Origin of the sequence: Methylobacterium sp. J-088 (assembly GCF_022829295.1) — a bacterium.
In the GTDB taxonomy this organism is placed as follows: Bacteria; Pseudomonadota; Alphaproteobacteria; order Rhizobiales; family Beijerinckiaceae; genus Methylobacterium.
Genome location: NZ_JAKSYH010000136.1, coordinates 42,999 through 63,097, shown reverse-complemented (window position 1 = coordinate 63,097; position 20,099 = coordinate 42,999). Strand labels below are relative to the sequence as shown.

General features: G+C 67.3%; 15 protein-coding genes, 1 tRNA gene and 1 pseudogene. 6 read left to right on the top strand and 11 right to left on the bottom strand.

The window, feature by feature from the left end; all coding sequences use genetic code 11:
- Positions 1-190: 190 nt before the first annotated feature.
- Positions 191-1,405, top strand: a complete 1,215-nt coding sequence (locus MKK63_RS14330; RefSeq protein ID WP_244002783.1) for an NADP-dependent isocitrate dehydrogenase — start codon at positions 191-193, stop codon at positions 1,403-1,405.
- A 672-nt stretch (positions 1,406-2,077) separates the two neighbouring features.
- On the opposite strand, the gene MKK63_RS14325 is transcribed toward MKK63_RS14330, so the two are convergent.
- The 3 genes from MKK63_RS14325 to MKK63_RS14315 all read right to left on the bottom strand — a co-directional run bounded on the left by MKK63_RS14325 (position 2,078) and on the right by MKK63_RS14315 (position 7,708).
- A complete protein-coding gene (locus MKK63_RS14325; protein WP_244002781.1) occupies positions 2,078-3,457 on the bottom strand; it encodes an HD-GYP domain-containing protein in 1,380 nt (459 codons plus the stop codon).
- Positions 3,458-3,798: 341 nt separating this feature from the next.
- Positions 3,799-4,236 (bottom strand): DUF3429 domain-containing protein, encoded by a 438-nt coding sequence (locus MKK63_RS14320; RefSeq protein ID WP_244002779.1) that lies wholly within the window; start codon positions 4,234-4,236, stop codon positions 3,799-3,801.
- 139 nt (positions 4,237-4,375) lie between these two features.
- Entirely contained in the window at positions 4,376-7,708 is a 3,333-nt protein-coding gene (locus MKK63_RS14315) for a hypothetical protein (RefSeq protein WP_244002777.1), read from the bottom strand.
- A 296-nt stretch (positions 7,709-8,004) separates the two neighbouring features.
- Here MKK63_RS14315 and MKK63_RS14310 point away from each other — a divergent pair, with 296 nt between their 5' ends.
- Positions 8,005-9,792, top strand: coding sequence for an acyl-CoA dehydrogenase C-terminal domain-containing protein (locus tag MKK63_RS14310; protein WP_244002776.1), 1,788 nt, complete (start codon positions 8,005-8,007; stop codon positions 9,790-9,792).
- Between the two features lie 103 nt (positions 9,793-9,895).
- Here MKK63_RS14310 and MKK63_RS14305 read toward each other — a convergent pair.
- The 5 genes and pseudogenes from MKK63_RS14305 to MKK63_RS14285 form a co-directional block, all read right to left on the bottom strand.
- A pseudogene (locus tag MKK63_RS14305) lies at positions 9,896-10,165 on the bottom strand (type II toxin-antitoxin system YafQ family toxin); the annotation flags it as partial.
- Positions 10,152-10,412 (bottom strand): type II toxin-antitoxin system RelB/DinJ family antitoxin, encoded by a 261-nt coding sequence (locus tag MKK63_RS14300; RefSeq protein WP_244002774.1) that lies wholly within the window; start codon positions 10,410-10,412, stop codon positions 10,152-10,154. The gene MKK63_RS14300 and the pseudogene MKK63_RS14305, both read right to left, overlap by 14 nt.
- 123 nt (positions 10,413-10,535) lie before the next feature.
- Positions 10,536-11,816 carry an O-acetylhomoserine aminocarboxypropyltransferase gene (locus MKK63_RS14295; protein WP_244002772.1) on the bottom strand — a complete coding sequence of 427 codons (1,281 nt, stop codon included), beginning with the start codon at positions 11,814-11,816 and terminating at the stop codon, positions 10,536-10,538.
- A 107-nt stretch (positions 11,817-11,923) separates the two neighbouring features.
- Positions 11,924-12,139: a hypothetical protein gene (locus MKK63_RS14290; protein WP_244002770.1), complete on the bottom strand. Its 216-nt coding sequence runs from the start codon at positions 12,137-12,139 to the stop codon at positions 11,924-11,926.
- Between the two features lie 29 nt (positions 12,140-12,168).
- A complete protein-coding gene (locus tag MKK63_RS14285) occupies positions 12,169-12,528 on the bottom strand; it encodes a hypothetical protein (RefSeq protein WP_244002768.1) in 360 nt (119 codons plus the stop codon).
- 61 nt (positions 12,529-12,589) lie between these two features.
- Here MKK63_RS14285 and MKK63_RS14280 point away from each other — a divergent pair, with 61 nt between their 5' ends.
- From MKK63_RS14280 to MKK63_RS14270, 3 genes are all read left to right on the top strand, one after another.
- The gene (locus tag MKK63_RS14280; RefSeq protein ID WP_244002766.1) at positions 12,590-12,781 is read left to right on the top strand and encodes a hypothetical protein; all 192 of its coding nucleotides are present in this window, start codon (positions 12,590-12,592) and stop codon (positions 12,779-12,781) included.
- A 400-nt stretch (positions 12,782-13,181) separates the two neighbouring features.
- A complete protein-coding gene (locus MKK63_RS14275; protein ID WP_244002765.1) occupies positions 13,182-15,008 on the top strand; it encodes an ATP-binding protein in 1,827 nt (608 codons plus the stop codon).
- 1 nt (position 15,009) lies between these two features.
- A complete protein-coding gene (locus MKK63_RS14270; protein ID WP_244002763.1) occupies positions 15,010-16,674 on the top strand; it encodes a putative bifunctional diguanylate cyclase/phosphodiesterase in 1,665 nt (554 codons plus the stop codon).
- Positions 16,675-16,945: 271 nt separating this feature from the next.
- Here the strand turns inward: MKK63_RS14270 and MKK63_RS14265 are convergent.
- The 3 genes from MKK63_RS14265 to MKK63_RS14255 all read right to left on the bottom strand — a co-directional run bounded on the left by MKK63_RS14265 (position 16,946) and on the right by MKK63_RS14255 (position 18,308).
- Positions 16,946-17,020 (bottom strand) — tRNA-Gly (locus MKK63_RS14265).
- Between the two features lie 107 nt (positions 17,021-17,127).
- On the bottom strand, positions 17,128-17,592 hold the full coding sequence (locus MKK63_RS14260) for an NUDIX domain-containing protein (protein WP_244002760.1): 465 nt from the start codon (positions 17,590-17,592) through the stop codon (positions 17,128-17,130).
- A gap of 20 nt (positions 17,593-17,612) precedes the next feature.
- A complete protein-coding gene (locus MKK63_RS14255; protein ID WP_244002758.1) occupies positions 17,613-18,308 on the bottom strand; it encodes a fumarylacetoacetate hydrolase family protein in 696 nt (231 codons plus the stop codon).
- Between the two features lie 135 nt (positions 18,309-18,443).
- Between MKK63_RS14255 and MKK63_RS14250 the strand changes: the two genes are divergently transcribed.
- Positions 18,444-19,907 (top strand): FAD-binding oxidoreductase, encoded by a 1,464-nt coding sequence (locus MKK63_RS14250; protein ID WP_244002756.1) that lies wholly within the window; start codon positions 18,444-18,446, stop codon positions 19,905-19,907.
- The last annotated feature ends 192 nt before the right edge of the window (positions 19,908-20,099 follow it).

Genomic DNA, 20,099 nt, shown 5'->3' with positions numbered 1-20,099 from the left:
GCGATCTGACATAGCCGGCCCTCGCCCGTCGAGGCCCGGGTGACGAAGCGGCCCGGATGACAGCGCGCGCCTTCCGTCGCCGGAAGGGCCGCGCTATGTCGCGGAGCGAATTCCAGCCCGGGCCGCCCGGGCGCACGACCGCACGGCCTTTGCATGCCGTGGGCGGGCACAACGCGGAAGGCATCTGTCCATGGCGAAGATCAAGGTAGCGAACCCCGTTGTCGAGCTCGACGGCGACGAGATGACCCGGATCATCTGGGCCGAGATCAAGAACAAGCTGATCCATCCCTATCTCGACGTCGATCTCGAATATTACGATCTCGGCGTCGAGCACCGCGACGCCACGGGCGACAAGGTGACCGTCGATGCCGCCGAGGCGATCAAGCGCCACGGCGTCGGCGTGAAGTGCGCCACCATCACCCCCGACGAGCAGCGGGTGCAGGAATTCAACCTGAAGGAGATGTGGCGCTCGCCCAACGGCACGATCCGCAACATCCTGGGCGGCGTGATTTTCCGCGAGCCGATCATCTGCAAGAACGTGCCGCGCCTCGTCCCCGGCTGGACCCAGCCTTTCGTGATCGGCCGCCATGCCTACGGCGACCAGTACCGCGCCACGGACTTCAAGGTGCCCGGCAAGGGCCGCCTGACGATCAAGTTCGAGGGCGATGATGGCACGGTGATCGAGAAGGAGGTCTTCAAGTTCCCCGACGCCGGCGTCGCCATGTCGATGTATAACCTCGACCAGTCGATCATCGACTTCGCCCGGGCCTCGCTCAACTACGGATTGGCGCGCAAGTACCCGGTCTATCTCTCGACCAAGAACACCATCCTCAAGGCCTATGACGGCCGGTTCAAGGATCTGTTCCAGAAGGTCTACGAGGAGGAATTCGAGGCGAAGTTCAAGCCCCTCGGCATCACCTACGAGCACCGCCTGATCGACGACATGGTCGCCTCCTGCTTGAAGTGGTCGGGCGGCTACGTCTGGGCCTGCAAGAATTACGACGGCGACGTGCAGTCCGACACGGCCGCGCAGGGCTTTGGTTCGCTTGGCTTGATGACCTCGGTGCTGATGACGCCCGACGGCCAGACCGTGGAAGCCGAGGCCGCCCACGGCACCGTCACCCGCCACTACCGCGAGCACCAGAAGGGCCGCGAGACCTCAACCAACTCGATTGCGTCGATCTTCGCCTGGACCCGTGGCCTATCGCACCGCGCCAAACTCGACGGCAACGACGATCTGGCGAAGTTCTCGGCGACGCTCGAGAAGGTCTGCGTTGACACGGTCGAGGCCGGCTTCATGACCAAGGATCTGGCGCTGCTCGTCGGGCCCGAGCAGAAGTGGCTCTCGACGACCGGGTTCCTCGACAAGGTCGATCAGAACCTGAAGACCGCCATGGGTGTGTGAGGCACGCATTTTGGATCGCAACGCGGCGGGCATCCCTACGGGGCCCGCCGTTTCGTTTGTCGCATCTGCTTTAAATTGAGAACCATCTTTTGGGACGCGATCCTATGAACTGCGAAGCAGTCGCGCGCTGAGTCGGGACGAGTATTCCGTTCGGTCTCTTCGAACTATGTGCAATCCGGTTGTTCGGTCGTCATGCGATGACGGATACGATCGCCAGAGCGTCGGCAATCCGGCGGCCAGTCCTAACCCGGGCCAACTTCGCCTCTGTCCTCAGTTGAGGCGGTCTACAAAAAACCGACCTTTGAGGTGTCCCAACCCATACAAAGACAGGTTTTTGCATCTAGAAGGTGCAGATCAAGTTGCATCAAATGCGATCGGAATTGCTATCAGCATCTATTGGCGAATGGTGCACGCTCCCATAAGGCGCCGGTGAGAGCTTCAATAGCGATCCAGGCTTGCCGCCCGACAGAAGCCCAGGATGCTCAGCGCATGTTCTCCCGTCTTTTCACCGCGCTCTGCCTTCGGGTCCTGCGTTCGCCGGCCTGCGGATGGGTGGTGCGGACGGTCGTCGTCCTGGCGTCGCGGGAAGCATCACCCCACGGCAAGGCTGCCCATGGCGGTGCTGGCAACATGGCCCCAGTTCGATAGTCGACAGGTCGGCCGGGGCGTGGTTCAGGCCGCGCGGGCGAGATCACCCTCGATGGCGGCGAGCGCCCGCTCCAGCGCCCCGAAGCAGTCTGGATCGAACGCCGCTCCAAGGTCCGCGCGCATGATGCCAAGCGCCTTCTCAAGCGACATCGCTGCGCGGTAGGGCCGGTCTGCGGTCAGCGCGTCGAAGACATCGGCGACCGAAACGATGCGGGTTTCGGGCCCGATCGCACCGCCGCTTATCCCACGTGGATAGCCCTTACCGTCCAGCCGCTCATGGTGACCACCCCCGATGCTGGCCATTTCGTGGAAGACCGCGACGCGCGCCAGTATCGTCTCGGAGAGAGACGCGTGGTTGCGCATATCACGCCATTCCGCCTCGTCCAGCTTGCCGTTCTTGTCGAGGATCGCGTTCGAGACCCCGAGCTTACCGACATCGTGAAGCAGCGCAGCCCGCTTGAGCCATCGGCGTCGTTCCGGCGGGTAACCGAGTTCAGCAGCGATCATATCGGCGTAGACCGCGACGCGCTCGGAGTGGCCAGAGGTGAACGGACTCTTGGCATCGATGATCTGTGCAAAAGCACGGGCGATGTCATCGAGGTAATCGTCGTCCACCACGATCGGGCTGGTCGGCGCAAGCGCTAACACCGCCGCCTCGACCTCAGCCGAGGCCAGGGTGTTCCAGAATCCGGGCTCGGAAGCGATTGCCTCGAAACAGGCGACGACCTGAGGATCGAACCATGTGCCCGAGCGCGCTCGCACCTCGGCAATCGCGGCCGCGGGGCCGGCTGCGGTGTGGAACACGTCCACCACCTGGGCGAGAAGCGCCACGCGTGCGTAGAGCGGAATCGCGGAGCCGGCGAGACGGTCTGGCCGCCCGCTGCCGTTCCAATGTTCGTCCAGGGCGTGGATGGCTTCGCAGACGCTGGCCGGGAAGCGAAGCTGACGGGCGATCTGCGCGCCGCGCTGGCAACGGGTCTGGATGAGGTCGTCGGCGATCGTGCCGCCGTTCTGCAGGATGTTGAGCACGGCCCGGAAGCGTTCAGCGAGGCCCGCCTTCAAACCTGTGTGAGAAAACACGAAGCCGAGCACCTTGGGCAGGCTATCGCTCACCGTCTTGAAGTCACGCTTGAAGCTGAGATCATCGGAGAGATAAAGTTCACAGATGCGCGCGGCGTTGCTGGAACACCCGAGGTCTTTCAACATCACCGTGTGATAGAGTTCCCAGAGTTGCAGGTCCGGCAGGCCTAGCGCTCGGCCGATGTGGAAGCCGATCCATGTCGCGCGCACGCAATGGCCGACGGGCTGACCCTCCGTAAGGTCGAGGGCGTGGCTCAGGGCGCCGAGAACTTCCGAGAGCTGGATCGTCCTGGCTTCGACCGCGCTGCCTGACACGATCCGCATCGTTCTGGTCCAGTCTTAAGTCTTATAGGCGTCTATAGGCAACGATAATGCCAGCAGAGCCTCACCAAAACGTTGCGCGTAGTCCTATCGTATTCGGCTAAAACGCGGGCCATGGCGCGGCTGCGCGGGCGTTGGCCTTGGGCTTTCTTGGGAACGAGGCGCTCGACGCGGTCGATGCGTCCCGTCACGGGTTGGCGTGATGCTCGGTCGACGTCGGCTCTGATGCATCAGCCACCCGGAGAGGGCCGGCACAATCCACCCGACACAGACCATCGCCCGCACCGGCTGTGCGTTCTCAGGTCCGACCAGTCCGCGATCGATGCGGCCCGCGAAGCTGAATCTCAGGCCGCCACCAGCAATGCCGCGCCGGCGACACCTGACAAGAGCAGCCGCAACCGCCCGAGCCAGAGCGGCACGAGGCCGCGGCGGTGCAGATCCTGGTCGATCAGGCCCCAGGCGAGCACGAGGACGCCGAGGATGCGCAGGTCCCAGGGTGCCGGCGCAGCCATCGCGGCCCAGGCCACCAGGGACGGGATGATCGCCACGAGGTAATCGGCATTGCCGGCATTGCGCGCAGCGGCGGCGCCCCACCGGATGCCGCCGAGGAACGAAGCGATCACCGCCCCGTAGGCCGACAGAATGGTGCGCGGCGCCAAACCGAGGCTGCTCAGGCCGCCGTCGCTGCCCGAAACCGCCAGGGCCGCAAATCCCAGGAACGGAATGAGACCCGCCACGCCGAGTACGACGGCGCCGATCGGGACGGTGTTCCGGCGCGCCATCCATCCTCCGAGCAGCGGCATGGGCTGGCGACCGACGCGTTCCAACCGCGGTCCGACGCCGCCCCGGTCGGAGCGTTCCTGCATCGCGGGAGCGCGGTCAAGCTCGGATTGTCCGAGGCCGCGCTCCGGCTGATCTGCGCTAGGACCGCTTCGGAGCGGCCGTCAACGCGACGGAACTGGGTGCAGGAGCGCCGAGCAGTGACATCGGGGCAGTGGCACTTGTTTTGACGCTCGGCGGGTCGTTGACGGCCGCGTCAATCTTTCGCGGCTTGAACGATCCCGCGAGGGACTTCGCGCTGGCGAGTTCGGCGGTGCTCAGCTTGTTGGCCACGTCGTCGCGCTTCTTGGCCGCGTCCTCGTCGCCCTGGGCGGCAGCGGCGGCGAACCACGCGTAGGATTGCACCAGATCCTGCGTCAGGCCCATGCCGCGGGCGTACAGGACGCCGAGGTTGTACTGGCTGTCGCGGACACCGTACTCGGCACCCTGACGGAACCAGGAGGCCGCGGAGGCGAAATCCGGCTTCCCGTTGGCGGCGGGGTTCTCGGCGAAGATCACCGCGAGATTGTGCATCGACCGGGCATGGCCCTGCTCGGCGGCGCGGCCGTACCAGAGCTTGGCCTTGTCAAGGTCGCGGACCACGCCGGCGCCCTTCTCGTACTGGCCGGCGATCTTGTACTGCGCCGGCGCGTAGCCCGCCGAGGCCAGCTTTTCAAAGAGCTTGGCGGCCACGGCGAGGTCGCGGGGCATGCCGCGGCCGTCGGCTTCCCGGGTGGCAAGATCCCAGACCGCCGAGCCGTCGCCGTCGAGGGCGGCGGCCTTCATCTTGGCGAGTCCTGGCGGCACGCCGCCGAGTTCGGCCTGCAGGGTGTTCATCCCCGAAACCTGCGGCAGGGCGGCTTTCGCGGCGGTCGCACGCGCCTCGGTGGGAACCGGATTCGGGAGGGCCTGGGTGGTCGTCGGATCGGTCACGGGTGGCTTGGCACCCGGAGCATCCTTCCAAGCTTCGGCTCCAGCAACCTTGGTGGTCTCCTTCGGGACGTCCTTCAACGCTTCCTTGACGACTGCGCCGGTCTCGGATCCCGCCGCAGCCTTCGCGGGTTCGCCGGCCGCCTCGCTGGCAACGGGACCGGCCTGGCTGGCGGCGACGACCGGGCGGGGCTCGTCCGGGGCGCGCAGCTTGACCGCCTGAAGGGCTCCGAGCGCCAAAACGATCGCGGCGAGCCCGAGCAGCAGCGGCCGACGCCGACGGTCGATCTCGCTCCGCAACCGGCCGAGGCGGCCCGGTTCGCCCATCGCCGGCGCGGTCGCGGGCTTCGCGGCACGGGAATCCCGGCGGTCGATCGGCGCCTCGGCGGCCAGTTCCGCCTGCGCGGCCTGCGCAGCGCGGCGTGCGGCTGCAATGAAGCTGGTCTTGATATCGCTTTCCGACCCGGGCTCGGCATCCAGCCGGACGCGGACCGATTCGGTCTGCGGAGCCTTGGCCGACCGGCGGCTCGCCGGATCGCGGCTCCCGCGGGGCGCCCGGATCGGCCGCCCGCTTCCCGGCTCGAGAAGGTCGTCGGCGATCAACGGGGTGTCGGCCCCGGCCATCCGGACGGCCGTGTTCAGATCCGCGGCGGCAAGCGCCACCTCCGGGCTTGTCGAGGACATCAGGCGATCGTCGAGGGACGGAACCCGCGGCTCCGCCGTCTCGGTGGGGCCGAGCCGGACGAGGAGGCGTTCGAGGGCCGTCTGGACGCCCTCCAGTGTGGCGCCCAGGCGCGCGTCTGAAGCCGCCTGCCGCGCCTGCATGTCGGCGAGGCTCGCGCGCAGGAGGCCGATCTCGCCAGAATCCGCTGCGATCCCCGAACCGCTCAGGGTCTGCGCAACCGCGTTGCGGGCGGCGCGTTCGACCACGGCCTCGCTCGGGGCCGCGTCCCGGAGGGCGGCCACCTGCGCGAGCAGATCGCCCATCGTGCGCTCGAGCCCGGCCAGGGCCGGATCGCCGCCCTTGGGCGCATCCAGCCGGTCGGCCAGGGTCATGACCTGCTTCTCGAGGGCGTCGAGGCCCTCGTGCTCGCCGGCTTCGTCCACCTTCTCGGCCAGCGTGTGGAGCATGGCCTGGATGGAGGCCATCTCGCCGGGCTGGGCGTGAACGACCGCGCCGACCGGCTCCGCCTGGTCCTGCAGCGCGCAGAGGTGATCGACCTTCTCGGCCAGCGCCTGAATCTTCTCGGCGAGCGCCGCGGGCGCGGCAAACGTCACGTCGCCGCGGATCTCCTCCAGCATCGGGCGCAGATCCGGGCCGGCGCCGATGCGTTGCAGCTGCACCACCTGGGCGCTGACGACCTGAAGGCTGTTCGCGAGAGCCTGGATCCGCTCCGGATCGGCGAGCGTGGTGATCAGCTGCCGGATCTCGTCGAGTTCCGTGAACAGCCCGGCCAGGGTCTGACCCTCGGGATCCGTCGGACCGGCCGCCGCGACATCGTCGAGACGCGCGGCCAAGCGGCGGACATCCTCCGCCATCCGGGCGTGGACATTCTCGGCGACCTCTTCGGCCAAGCGCTCGACCTGATGCCGGATCTCGGCGATCGGTGTCGCGATCGCGGTGAGATCGGTGCCGATCTGCGCACGCTCCAGGCCGTTCGTCAGCGCGGTGACGGCCTGCTCCAGGGCCCCGAGATCGCGGCTCGTGGCCAGCCGATCGATGGCCTGGCGCAGGCGGAGGGTTTCAACCTGAAGCTCCGCGAGGGCGACCGATGTCGCGGCGGCGTCCTCGGTGCGCGCCTCCAGGCGGCGGGCCAAATCCTGGCGCATGCTTGCGACCACACCGCCATCGGCGGCCAGCGGCGCGGCGTCGCCGGCGGCCTCCTGCGACAGCTCCCGCTGGCGCTGGCGGATGTCCAAGACCGCGCTGCGGATATCGGCGGGCGCCGGGCGCGCACGTCGGCCGGGCTGGCGCGCGGCGACCTGCTCGCCGAGCTGCAACATGCGGCGCTCGATATCCCCGAGCCGCTCGGTGACCTGCTGGACCGGGGCGGCCTGCAGAGCGCGCTCGATCCGGGCTTCGATCTCGGCTAGGCGCTGCGCCTCGGCGATCTGCGCTTCGCGCCGGTCCGCATCCAGGGTCCGGTCGAGACCGTCGAGACGATTCATCAGCGCGGCGAAACCTTCGCCATAGGTCTCGGCGATGGGCGCCGGGCGCTCCAGCGGACGCGCCTCGGTCGGGAGATCCCTCTGGCGGGCGCCGATCTGGTCGATGCTTGATTCGGTGCGGGCCGCAGCCTCCGGCCGGTTGACGGGCCGATCGAGCTGCTCGGCACGGAGGCGGCGACGCTGATTGCGGTTTCCGGACAGACCGGGCTGCGTTTGCGGCACGACCGAGGCGATCCAGGTCTCGAGCGGGACACCCGCCCGGGCGGCGACGTCGCGGGCGGCGTCGAGCACCTCGGGATCGAAACTGTCGAGCTGCGGCATCGCGGTGCGGGTCATCGGGGGCCTGTGGTCGGCAGCGTTCGCGGTCCAGCCTGGTGCGCGGCAGTTCCCCAAATGGGTATCCGCGGATCACGCCCCGGGTCGTTCGAATGTGATCATTAACTTTCTTGGTAAACACGAGGTTAAGGCTGTGCTGAGCCGGTAATCATCGTGGCGTTCAAGACGCCGCAGGTCGTGACGCGTGTCACCACGCGGCAGGACTAAGCCGTTGCTCCCACAGTGGCCGGGCGGTTACATGCGCTGCTGAAAGCGGATCGCGCCAAGAGATCCGCGCAGACGGGGGAAGCCTCACGATGCCGCAGTACCGTGCTCCGGTCGACGATACGCTGTTCCTGCTCTCCGACGTGCTGGGCTTTCACGCGCGGGCCAATCTGGCGGGCTTCGCCGACGCATCGCCCGATGTCGTCGAGGCGGTCCTGCGCGAAGGCGGCAAGCTCGCCGAGGAGGTGCTCGCGCCGCTTAACCGGACGGGCGATCTCGAGGGCTGCCGCCGGGAGGCCGATGGCCGCGTGCGCACGCCGACCGGCTTCAAGGCCGCCTACGACACCTATGCCAGCGGCGGCTGGATGGGTCTCTCCGTCCCCGAGGCGTTCGGAGGCCAGGGGCTGCCGCACACGCTCAACACGGCAATTCAGGAATTCGCCTCAGGCGCGAATCTGGCGTTCGGCATGTATCCGGGCCTGACGCAGGGCGCGATGGCAGCCCTGCTGGTGCACGGCACCGACGAACAGAAGGCGACGTACCTGCCCAAGATGGTCGAGGGCGCCTGGACCGGCACCATGAACCTGACCGAGCCGCATTGCGGCACGGATCTCGGCCTCCTGAAGACCAAGGCTGTGCCGAACGGCGACGGCTCCTACCGCCTCACCGGCACCAAGATCTTCATCTCGGCCGGCGAGCACGACTTGGCGGAAAACATCATCCACCTCGTCATCGCGCGAATCGAAGGCGCGCCCGCCGGCATCAAGGGCATCTCGCTGTTCGTGGTGCCGAAGGTCCTCGTGCAGGCCGACGGGTCGCTCGGCGCCCGCAACGGCGTGTCCTGCGGCTCCCTGGAGCACAAGATGGGCATCCACGGGAACGCCACCTGTGTCATGAACTACGATGGCGCGACCGGCTGGCTCGTCGGCCAGGAGAATCGCGGCCTCAACGCCATGTTCGTGATGATGAACGAGGCGCGGCTCGCCGTGGGCGTTCAGGGCCTCGGGCAGTCCGAGGTCGCCTACCAGAACGCCGCCGCCTACGCGCGGGACCGGCTCCAGGGCCGCGCGCTGACCGGCGCCAAGGCGCCCGAGAAGGTCGCCGATCCGATCATCGTGCACCCGGACGTGCGCCGGACGCTGCTGCAGATCCGCGCCTTCAACGAGGCGGCCCGCGCCCTGATGCTCTGGACCGCGCTTCAGGCCGACATCCTGCACCGCTCGGAGGATGCCAAGGAGCGCCAGGCGGCCGACGACTATCTCGGCCTGATGACGCCGGTGGTGAAGGGCGTCTTCACCGATCGCGGCTTCGCCAACGCCGTCGAGGCCCAGCAGCTGTTGGGCGGGCACGGCTACATCGAGGAATGGGGCATGTCGCAGTTCGTGCGCGATGCCCGCATCGCCATGATCTACGAGGGCGCCAACGGAATCCAGGCCATGGACCTGATCGGCCGCAAGCTGCCGAAGGACGGCGGCCGGGCGATGATGGCCTTCCTGGGCGAGGTCCAGGCCTTCGTGAAGGATCACGGCGAGGACCCCGCCATGGCACCGTTCGTCAAGCCGCTCCAGGCCGGGCTGAACGATCTCCAAGGTGCCGTGATGTGGCTGATGCAGAACGCGTTCAGCAAACCCGACAATGCCGGCGCCGGCGCGACCGACTTCATGCACCTCTTCGGGCTGGTCGCCCTGGGCTACATGTGGGGCCGAATCGCCAAGGCGGCGCTGATCAAGCAGACCGAGGCGCCCTCCCCGCGCTGGGAATCGAAGCTCACGGGCGGCCGGTTCTTCATGGAGCGGATGCTGCCGGAGACGAGCCTGCGGCTGACGCGGATCAAGGCCGGCGCAGAGAGCACCATGGCTCTGGAGGCGGAGGCGTTCTGACGTCGACGTGTTGGTATCGACAACGGCCTCGTTCCGGGTGCTGCATCCGGAACGAGGCACGCATCGTCCATGCGAGCACGAACGCGTCGCGACTGGTCCGGTCTTCGGCGTGCGATCCGAGGCGGACCAGGTGGATCGTCGCGGGATCGGGAAGTCGGTAGATCAGAACGAGATCCGGCTTGGTGTGGCAGTCCCGATGGTCATGCCAATCTCCGATCAGGGTACGGTCCCGGTACCGTGCTTCGAGGGGCAGATCGGACGCCACGCGTTCCAAGACGGCCGCAAGATCGGCCGTGAGCGTTGCGCGGTGGCGCCCCTTCGGCTCTCGTTTGACATCGCGCTTGAACTGGCCGGCGTGCTCAATCGTCCGCATCGAGGGCGGCCTTCAGCGAGGCCACGGCGTCGAAACGCGGTAGCCCCGCCCGTCGCGCTTCACGCATCGCGGCGATTGTCGTTTCGTTCGGCGCGAGTGGCTCGAACGGCAGCGCCTTCTCGCGAGCGACCCGCGTCATCAGCAGCCGTACGGCATCGGACACCGTGAGACCCGGGCCGGCCAGAAGGGCAGCAGCCTCTTCCCGCGTGACGGGATCAAGGTTGGTCTCGATCACGGCATTCGGCATCGTGACAGCGTCCGGACGCGCAGCCCACGATAACGCTGCGATCGCCCGAAAACCATAAGACCGAGGCGGCATGTCCTCGCGGACGCGCGTCCGGCAGCCCGTTCGTCGAATTCGATGGCGCGCTCAGGCCGTGAGCGCGCCATCCAGATCCTCGATCAGATCCGCCGGATCCTCCAGGCCGATCGACAGCCGCACCACATCCGGTCCAGCCCCCGCGGCGGTCTTCTGTGCGTCCGTGAGTTGGCGGTGGGTCGTCGAGGCCGGATGGATGATCAGCGAGCGCGTGTCGCCGATATTGGCCAGGTGCGAGAACAGCTGGAGATTGGAGACGAGCTTCACGCCCGCCTCGTAGCCACCCTTCAGGCCGAAGGTGAAGACCGCCCCGGCGCCGTTCGGCGTGTAGCGCTTGGCCAGTTGGTGGTAGCGGTCGGTTTCCAACCCCGGGTAGCTCACCCACGAGACCGCCGGGTGCTGGACCAAGTGCTTGGCGACCGTCAGGGCGTTGTCGGAATGGCGCTGCATCCGCAGCGGCAGGGTCTCGATGCCGTTGAGGATCAGGAAGGCGTTGAAGGGCGACAGCGCCGGCCCGAGGTCGCGCAGGCCCAGCACCCGGCAGGCAATGGCGAAGCCGAAATTGCCGAACGTCTCGGCGAGCACCATCCCGGAATATTCCGGCCGCGGCCCGCTCATCATCGGGTAGCGGGCATCGCCGGCCCATTGGAACGTGCCGCCGTCGACGATCAGGCCGCCGATCGAATTGCCGTGTCCGCCGAGGAATTTGGTGGCCGAATGGACGATGATGTCGGCCCCGTGCTCGAAGGGCCGGATCAGGTACGGCGTCGCCATGGTGTTGTCGACGACGAGCGGGATGTTGTGCTTCTTGGCGATCTGCGACAGCGCCGCGATGTCGGTGATGACGCCGCCCGGATTGGCGATCGACTCGCAGAAGATCGCCTTGGTGCGCGGGGTGATTGCCGCATCGAACGAGGCCGGATCGTCGTTCTCGGCCCAGGCCACCGACCAGCCGAAGTTCTTGTACGCGTGATTGAACTGGTTGATCGAGCCGCCGTAGAGCTTGTTCGAGGCCACGAACTCGTCGCCCGGCTGCATCAGGGCGTGCATGGTCAGGAATTCGGCCGCGTGACCCGACGCGACAGCGAGGGCGGCTGTTCCACCTTCGAGGGCGGCGATACGCTCCTCCAGCACGGCGTTGGTCGGGTTGGTGATCCGCGTGTAGATGTTGCCGAACGCCTGAAGACCGAACAGCGAAGCAGCGTGATCGACGTCGTCGAACACGAAGCTCGTGGTCTGATAGATCGGCGTTGCCCGCGCGCCCGTTGCGGCGTCGGGTGCGGCGCCCGCGTGGATCGCCAGCGTGTTGAAGCCGGGCAGGCGGTCGGTCATCGTCGTGTCTCCTCCAGGCAGGCGAGCCTCTACGCCCGTGCAGGAGCAGGGCGCAAGAGATCACGCAATGGGGTGTCGGTCCGGATGTCGCCCCCGGCTTCGATCGGCTACGCGTCGGGCGCCGGGCCGATATCGACGTGTGGCTGGCCGGCCTCCACGAGGGCGCGGTCCACGGCCTCGATGGCCACGAGGGTCCGGGTCAGGTCCTCGGACATGGAGATCGGCGCCACGTCGAGGCCGCCGATCCTGCGGGCGATGGCATTCCGCTGGCGCGCCAGCGACGCGCGGGCACGATTGAGATCCTGTATTTCGTCGGCGGTCATCCGCGCTTCCTTTCCGAAACTCGTGCCGGTCAATTCCCAGGCATCCAATCGATATGGGGCCGCTGTGCCAGCATGCGTTCGAGATAATCGGCCACCGCCTGGGCCCCATCCGTGTGCATCATCGCGACGGGATGGGCGAGATAGGCGCGGGCCAGATCCAGAGGGATCTTGTCGGACTGGAGGGCGCTCAGAACCTCGTCGATAAAGGCGTCGTTGGCCTCGTTGAAGTCGTTCGAGAGCTTCTTCCGATCATTCAAGGCTTTGATCGCCATGCCGTGTTCTTGCTCCTTCACGGGGGGCAGGTTGGCCCTCCCGACCGTTCGAACGGGATAGGGCATCGCGCGTTCCCAAGACAGGTCGCCACCCAACGCGAACGCGACGCGGCGCATGTCGGTAACCTAGTGCATCGTGTTTTTGGAGCGGAAGAGTCACCGGGCGCGTTAACGCAGCATGTCGATGCACGCTTCACAGACCCACACCGTCGAAATCGTACCCTGCTCGGAGGGCTACCGCTGGGTCATCCGCACGCGGGGCGGCGCCGTCGTGGAAGCTTCGCCTTACGCGTTTGTGACCTTGAACGGCGCGCGCATCTCGGGCGAGTGCTGGAAGCGCGAGCATTTCAATGACGCCTCGGGCGATTAGGCCATCCTTCGCCCCCGGGGAGCTTGAGAACGCCGACATCCCGAAAGCGACTCGTGCCCGGGCTGCATGACCGAGCACGGGTCCTCACTCTCAAGCATTGCCCTCGATCCACGATAGGCGACCGCGCAACTGCCACCGCTGAGGCTTTGCTTGCCGGATCTTGCGGGCCAGCGACACAATCTCTGCGTGTAAATTTCTTCTGAAGATACACCCAGTGTATGCGGCTCCCGCGGGGCGCCTCGCCATGCATACCGATACTAGTATTATATCGTACAGGCGGCTGTGTATTTGTGGAAGAATTGATTAATCATCGATCCACTGCATTGCGGTCTTTGTCTGATTCTTAATCGGCCGATCCCACCATAGCGTCACGTTTGATTGGCAGGTTCGAGCACACGCGATGGTGAACGGTGACGGCATGGACCGGGACGAGGTTCCGGCGGCGCAGATGGGTTCGGTTACGTCGATCGAGGGTTCGAAGGTTCATCTCGAACTCGCCGGGCAGAACGGCCGACCGCACGTGCGGGCGACCGTCGGCAATTTCGTACGGATCGAGGCCGGCGCCGCGCTCCTGATCGGGATCATCACGACGCTCTCGTCGGGTGGTGATCGGTCCGGGCAACGGGGCGCCTATGCGAGCATCGATCTCCTCGGGGAGATCCTGTCGGATAATGGGACCAAGCGGTTTCGCCGGGGCGTGACCTGCTACCCCGCCATCGGGGATGCGGTCGATCTGCTGCCTGCGGGCGATCTGCGGATCCTCTATCAGGTCTCATCGGCGAACATGGCCACCGTGGGGGCGCTGTACCAGGATCCGGACACGCCGGCCTGCATCAAGGTCGAGGATCTGCTCACGAAACACTTCGCGGTGCTCGGCACCACCGGCGTCGGCAAGTCGAGCGGCGTTGCCGTGATCCTCGACCAGGTGATGCGGTCCCAGCAGGCAGTGCGCATCTTCCTGCTGGACGTTCACAACGAATACGCGGCCTGCTTCGAAGAGCATGCGAGCGTCATCAGCCCGCGCAATCTCAAGTTGCCCTTCTGGCTGTTCAATCTCGAAGAAATCGCCGACGTCATCTACGGCGGCCGCTCACCGATCGATGAGGAAATCGAGATCCTGGCGGAAGTCATCCCGCTGGCGAAAAGCAAGTACGCGCAGTACAAGGAGGCCAGCGACAGGCAGATCGTCAAGCGTACCATCGGCAAGAGCTCCGGCTACACCGTCGATACGCCGGTCCCCTACATGCTTCAGGATCTGATCGCCCTGATCGACGAGCGGATGGGGCGCCTGGAGAACCGCGTCGGGCGTATGCACTACCACCGCCTGATCACGCGCATCGAGGCGATCCGCAACGATCCGCGCTACGGCTTCATGTTCGAGAACGCCAATGTCGGCGGCGACATGATGGGCGAGATCCTGGCCCACCTGTTCCGGCTCGATCCGGACGGGCGCCCGATGACGATCATGCAGCTCGCCGGGCTTCCCATGGAGGTGGTCGATGCCGTCGTCTGCGTCCTGTGCCGCTTGGCCTTCGAATTCGGCATCTGGAGCGAAGGTGCGATCCCGCTGCTGTTCGTGTGCGAGGAGGCTCACCGCTACGCGTCCGCCGACCGTTCGGTCGGCTTCACCCCGACCCGCCGGGCTCTCTCGCGGATCGCCCGCGAGGGCCGCAAGCACGGCGTCTATCTGGGCCTCGTCACCCAACGGCCTGCGGAACTCGATCCGACGATCATGTCCCAGTGCAGCACGCTCTTCGCCATGCGGATGACCAACGATCGCGACCAGGCTTTCCTGGCCGCGGCGGTCTCCGACGCGGTGAACCTGCTCACCTTCGTGCCGTCGCTCGGGACCGGCGAGGTGATCGCCTTCGGCGAGGGTGTGCCGATGCCGGTGCGGATGAAGTTCGCCGCCCTGCCCCCGGAGCGCCAGCCGCGCAACGACATGAGCGGGCGCGCCTCCGACCACGGCGACGCGATCGCCGGCGCGGCCTTCGTGGGCGCGGTGGTCGAGCGCTGGCGGGGGGCCACCATGAGCAAGGCCAGCGGGCTCGATTCGGCGGACCAGTCCGCGAGCCCCCGCCTGGCCCGGGAACCGAGTGCCGAGGGCAGCAACGGCGCGGCACTCGACCAAGTGCACCGTCGCCTGCTCCGTCGCCCCCTTGAGGGGGCCGACGCCGCGGCCGAGTCGGGCCTGCGTGCGCCCAAGACGCTCTGGCAGCAGGGCTGACGTGAGCACGTCCGCGCCCCGACATCGCCAGAGCCTGCTGGAAGCCGCCATTCAGGCGCTTCCGGTCGGCGTCGTGGTCCACGACGAGCGAGGGCTCTGCATCCTGGCCAACGACGCCGCCCGTGCTCTGGGATCGCGGGCGATCGACGACCTCTCGGCCAACGCCTTCGACAGCCCCGACGCCGCGATCATCGCGGAGATCGGCGATCTCGTGGTCGAGGCGCAGGCACAGGCGGTCGCCACCGAGGCGGACACCTACACGCTCACCACCCTCACGGATGTCACGCACCATCACGGCATGCAGCGCGATCTCATCGCGCGGGCCTTCATCGACGCGCTGACCGGACTGCCCAACCGGACGATGTTCGAGCAGAGCATCGAGGAACTCATCATCGAAGCCGGCCCGGACGACCGCTTCGCCCTGGCCTTCATCGATCTCGACAATTTCAAGCACATCAATGACTATTACAGCCACGCCGCGGGCGACGCCCTGCTGCGCAAAGTGGCTGACCGTATCCGCGGCACGCTGCGCCCGAGCGACATGCTCGCCCGGATCGGCGGCGACGAATTCGTGCTGCTGCTCAGCCCGGTGGCCGATCGGGACGCCACCCTGGCTTCGGTGCTCGACATCTCGGACCGCCTGAAGCAGCCGTTCTTCATCGACGACCACGAGATCTTTGCCTCGGCGTCGATGGGCCTGAGCCTGTTTCCGGAACACGGCACGACCTACGAGATCCTGCGGCGGCAGGCCGACAATGCGATGTATCGGGTCAAGGGTGGCGTGAAGGGCGGCGTCAGCGTCTTCGAGGAGACGATGAGCCACGCCGCCACGGCCCGCATGGCCGTGGAGCAGCGCCTGCGTCTCGCGATCCGCGACCGGTGCTTCTGCTGCGCCTTCCAGCCGAAGGTCGACATGCGGACGCACGCCGTGATGGGCGTCGAGGTCCTGCTGCGCTGGCGGGACGAGCTCGGGATGATCCAGGCTCCCGGCGATTTCATCGAGTTGGCGATCGAACTCGGTCTCATCAACGAGATCACCCTGCAGGTGCTGACCGAGACCGTGCAGACCATGCCCGACATCGACGAGGTGTTCGGGCCGGATGTCACCGTGAGCCTCAACATCGCCGCCAAGCAGGCCTGCGACGTGCCGTTCATGTCGGCTTTCTGCGACGCGCTCGGGGCGACGGGCATGGCCCGGCGCTTCGTGCTGGAACTGACCGAGGAGGCCTTCTTCACCAAGGGCAGCTTTCAGCGCGAGGTTCTGCCGCGCATCCGCGCCATAGGGGCCCGGGTGTCGATCGACGATTTCGGAGTCGGCTATTCCTCGCTGGCGGCGCTGGCGGAAATCACAGCGGATGAACTGAAGATCGACCGGTCCTTCATCACCGATATCGACAAGCGGCCCCGCAGCCAGATCGTCCTTAAGGCGATCGAATCGCTCGGGATGGCCCTCGGCATGTCGGTGGTCGCCGAAGGGGTCGAGACCTTCGAGGAGGTCGCCTACTTGCTGGGCGCCACGCAGATCCGCTGTGCGCAGGGCTATTATTACGCCAAGCCTCAGCTGATCGAGCAGATCCGGCAGGGGGAACAGCGGATGTCGGTGCTGCGTACCTCCCAGAGCCGCGGCTCGGATTTCCGCTCGCCGAGCCTGTTGCGGCGGGCCTGACGGGTGTGATGCGGCCGGACGACCGGTTGATGCCGGTCGTCACCAGAGCGCGTCCGGTCAGATAGCTGCCGGAACCGGCTATTTTGTCCTCGGCCGACCGCCGGCATGGCTGGCCGGGGTCATCGCGCGGCGCTGTCGCAGCCCACGGGCCGAACCCGTGCATCAATCCGCGACGCCTGAAGCGGCTCGTCCGTCGCCGCTTCGCGGACGATCAGAAACGACAAAGGCCGCACGGAGGCGGCCTTGCGATCGTTCGACTGGTTGGAAAAACTGGAGCGGGCGAAGGGATTCGAACCCTCGACCCCAACCTTGGCAAGGTTGTGCTCTACCCCTGAGCTACACCCGCTCACTAGTGCCGCGCCGCCTGGACTTTCGTGCCGGCGGCCCCGACGGCGCTTTCTAAACACCATTCCGACGGGCGACGCAAGCGTCTCTTTGCCCACTCACGACGATTCACCAATGCGGGTCCGCAGGGAGGCCGCGCCGCACCTCGTCGAGGCGGGCGCGGGTGCCGCGGGTCGTCCCCTCTGGCAGCGCATCGGCCGGGAAGAACGTGCAGGCGGCGATCTCCCGGTCGGGTGCCTTCGGCCGCAGAACCGTGAAGGCCGGCAGGACGAACAGGGCCACGTGATCGCGCGGCGCGGCGGCGGCGTTCCGGTACAGGCCGACGAGGCGAGGCGGCGCATCCGGGACGATTTCCGATTCCTCGCGGAATTCGCGGATCATCGCCTCGGCCGCACTCTCCCCGCGTTCGACGCCGCCGCCCGGCAGGTGCCATCCACTGACATAGGTGTGGCGCACCAGAGCCACGCGGCCTTGCGGATCGATGGCGATTCCGCGGACGCCGAGCGTCATGCCCCGCGAGGCGAACGCCCCGAGGTGAAACAGGCGCCGCAGCAGCCAACGATCGAGGAGCATGACGGTCCGCGGCTGCCGGATCAGATGACATCGAGGGTGATCGCGCCGAGGCCGGCGACCGAGGCCACCATGCGCTGACCGCGCTCGACCGGACCGACGCCCGACGGCGTGCCGGTGAAGATCAGGTCCCCCGGCTGCAGCGCGAAGTAGCCCGACAGGTAGGCGATCTGCTCGGCCACCGACCAGATCATATCGCCGAGGTCGCCCGTCTGGCGCGTCTGCCCATCCACCGCCAACGTGATGGCTCCGCGCGCCGGATGGCCGACCAGCGAGACCGGATGCAGGGCGCCGATCGGGCCCGATCCGTCCGCCGCCTTGGCGGTGTCCCAGGGCCGCGACAGCCGCTTGGCCTCGTCCTGAACGTCGCGTCGGGTCATGTCGAGACCGATCGCGTAGCCGTAGACGTGATCGAGAGCGTTCTCGACGGGAAGATCGGTGCCGCCGCCGGCGAGCGCGGCCACCAGTTCGACCTCGAAATGGTAGTTGCTGGTCTTGGACGGATAGGGGTGCGGCGTCGGTTCGGAACCCACGATCTGAAGCGCGTCGGCGGGCTTCATAAAGAAGAATGGCGGCTCGCGATCCGGATCGGCCCCCATCTCCCGTGCATGGGCGGCGTAGTTGCGGCCGACGCAGTAGACGCGGCGGACGGGGAACAGATCGCTGCTGCCGACGATCGGGAGCGCGATGCGGGGCGGGTTCTGGATGACGGAGAGCATCTCTGCCTCTGCGGTGGAACGTCCGGGATCGGGCAAACCCTGCCCGCGATCGACGCGACCGTTGTAAGGTGCCTCCCGCCGCGCGCCAGACGGCCGCTTGCCGAGGGCGCGCCCTCGTCTAAAAAAATCTTCGCGATGACACCCATGGCGTCCAACCCCGATACCCTGCTCGCCGCGCTCCGCGACGGCCTCGGCGCGCGACACGTGCTGACCGAGCCGGCGGATCTCGCCCCCTATCTGATCGAGACCCGGAAGCTGTTCACCGGCTCGGCCGTGGCGGTGCTGCGGCCGGGCTCCACCGATGAGGTGGCGTTCGCCGTCCGCGCCTGCACGCAGGCCGGCCTTCCGGTGGTGCCGCTCGGCGGCAATACCGGGCTCACCGGGGCGGGCGTCCCGCAGGGCGGGGTGGTCCTGTCGCTGGAGCGGATGACGCGGCTGCGCGCCGTGGACCCGGTGGACGCCACCATCACGGTGGAGGCCGGGATGATCCTTCAGGAGGTTCAGGAGGCCGCCGACGCGGCCGGCATGCTGTTCCCGCTCTCCTACGCGTCGCGGGGCTCGGCCCGGATCGGCGGCGGGATCAGCACCAATGCGGGCGGCATCGCGGTGCTGGCTTACGGCAATGCCCGCGATCTCGTCCTCGGGCTCGAGGTCGTCCTGGCCGACGGGCGGGTGTGGAACGGTCTCCGGGCGCTGCGCAAGGACAATGCCGGCTACGACCTCAAGCAGCTCTTCATCGGCTCGGAGGGTACGCTCGGCATCGTCACCGCGGCGGTGCTGAAGCTGTTCCCGAAGCCGCGCAGCACCAGCGTCGCCTTCGTGGGCTTGGACTCGGCACAGGCGGCCCTCGACCTGTTCGTGACGCTGCGGACCCGGCTCGACCGGGATCTGACGGCCTTCGAGTACCTTCCGCCCTTCGCGCTGGAGATCGTCCTGCGGCATGTCCCGGGCACGGTCCCGCCGCTGGCCGGCGCGCACGGTGCCTACGCGCTGATCGAGGCCGCCTCGGCCCGGCCGGACGCCGACATGCAGGGCGCGCTGGAAGCCGCTCTGGGCGATGCGCTGAAGGCTGGGACGGTCGCAGATGCGGTGATCGGCGCCAGCGGCGCGCAGAACGGCGCCCTCTGGCGGCTGCGCGAGGGGGTTCCCGAGGCGCAGACCCGCGAAGGCGCCTCGATCAAGCACGACGTGTCGGTTCCCCTCTCGCGCCTGCCGCATTTTCTCGCGCGGGCCGGCGCGGCCTGCGTCGCCGAGATGCCGGGCCTGCGCCCCTGCGGCTTCGGCCATTTCGGAGACGGCAACATCCACTTCAACCTGTCGCAGCCCCCCGGCATGCCGGCGGCGGACTTTCTGGCGCAATGGGGCCGGTTCAACAGGATCGTCCACGACATCGTCGACGATCTCGGCGGCTCCATCGCGGCCGAGCATGGGGTCGGCCTGATCAAGCGCGAGGAACTCGCGCATTACGGCGATCCGGCCGGTCTCGACCTGATGCGGCGGCTCAAGGATGCCCTCGATCCCGGGCACATGCTGAACCCCGGCAAGATCCTGGCGGATGTCGCCTCCGAACGCGCGCAAGCGCCCGAATCCAAGTCATGAAAAATTGTGCGGCGCGCCATAATTCGGCGCCGAGGCCGGTGCAGGACAGACACGGCTCGCCACCATCCGCGGCGGCCGACCACCGCGTTAAGCGTCTGCTAACACGATGGCCAGACCTTCTCAGATGACGGCGCAGGCGTGTCGGTAGTAGCCCGGCATGGCAATTGCTCTGGAGCCTTCCTATCTCGCACG

Excerpts from the sequence above, each read along its gene's own strand:
- MKK63_RS14330 (WP_244002783.1), top strand. The coding sequence starts at position 191 with ATGGCGAAGATCAAGGTAGCGAACCCCGTTGTCGAGCTCGACGGCGAC.
- MKK63_RS14285 (WP_244002768.1), bottom strand. The coding sequence starts at position 12,528 with ATGCGCCGCGTCGCGTTCGCGTTGGGTGGCGACCTGTCTTGGGAACGC.
- MKK63_RS14315 (WP_244002777.1), bottom strand. The coding sequence starts at position 7,708 with ATGACCCGCACCGCGATGCCGCAGCTCGACAGTTTCGATCCCGAGGTG.
- MKK63_RS14295 (WP_244002772.1), bottom strand. The coding sequence starts at position 11,816 with ATGACCGACCGCCTGCCCGGCTTCAACACGCTGGCGATCCACGCGGGC.
- MKK63_RS14310 (WP_244002776.1), top strand. The coding sequence starts at position 8,005 with ATGCCGCAGTACCGTGCTCCGGTCGACGATACGCTGTTCCTGCTCTCC.
- MKK63_RS14325 (WP_244002781.1), bottom strand. The coding sequence starts at position 3,457 with ATGCGGATCGTGTCAGGCAGCGCGGTCGAAGCCAGGACGATCCAGCTC.
- MKK63_RS14320 (WP_244002779.1), bottom strand. The coding sequence starts at position 4,236 with ATGGCGCGCCGGAACACCGTCCCGATCGGCGCCGTCGTACTCGGCGTG.
- MKK63_RS14250 (WP_244002756.1), top strand. The coding sequence starts at position 18,444 with ATGACACCCATGGCGTCCAACCCCGATACCCTGCTCGCCGCGCTCCGC.
- MKK63_RS14280 (WP_244002766.1), top strand. The coding sequence starts at position 12,590 with ATGTCGATGCACGCTTCACAGACCCACACCGTCGAAATCGTACCCTGC.
- MKK63_RS14260 (WP_244002760.1), bottom strand. The coding sequence starts at position 17,592 with ATGCTCCTCGATCGTTGGCTGCTGCGGCGCCTGTTTCACCTCGGGGCG.
- MKK63_RS14290 (WP_244002770.1), bottom strand. The coding sequence starts at position 12,139 with ATGACCGCCGACGAAATACAGGATCTCAATCGTGCCCGCGCGTCGCTG.
- MKK63_RS14300 (WP_244002774.1), bottom strand. The coding sequence starts at position 10,412 with ATGCCGAATGCCGTGATCGAGACCAACCTTGATCCCGTCACGCGGGAA.
- MKK63_RS14255 (WP_244002758.1), bottom strand. The coding sequence starts at position 18,308 with ATGCTCTCCGTCATCCAGAACCCGCCCCGCATCGCGCTCCCGATCGTC.
- MKK63_RS14275 (WP_244002765.1), top strand. The coding sequence starts at position 13,182 with ATGGTGAACGGTGACGGCATGGACCGGGACGAGGTTCCGGCGGCGCAG.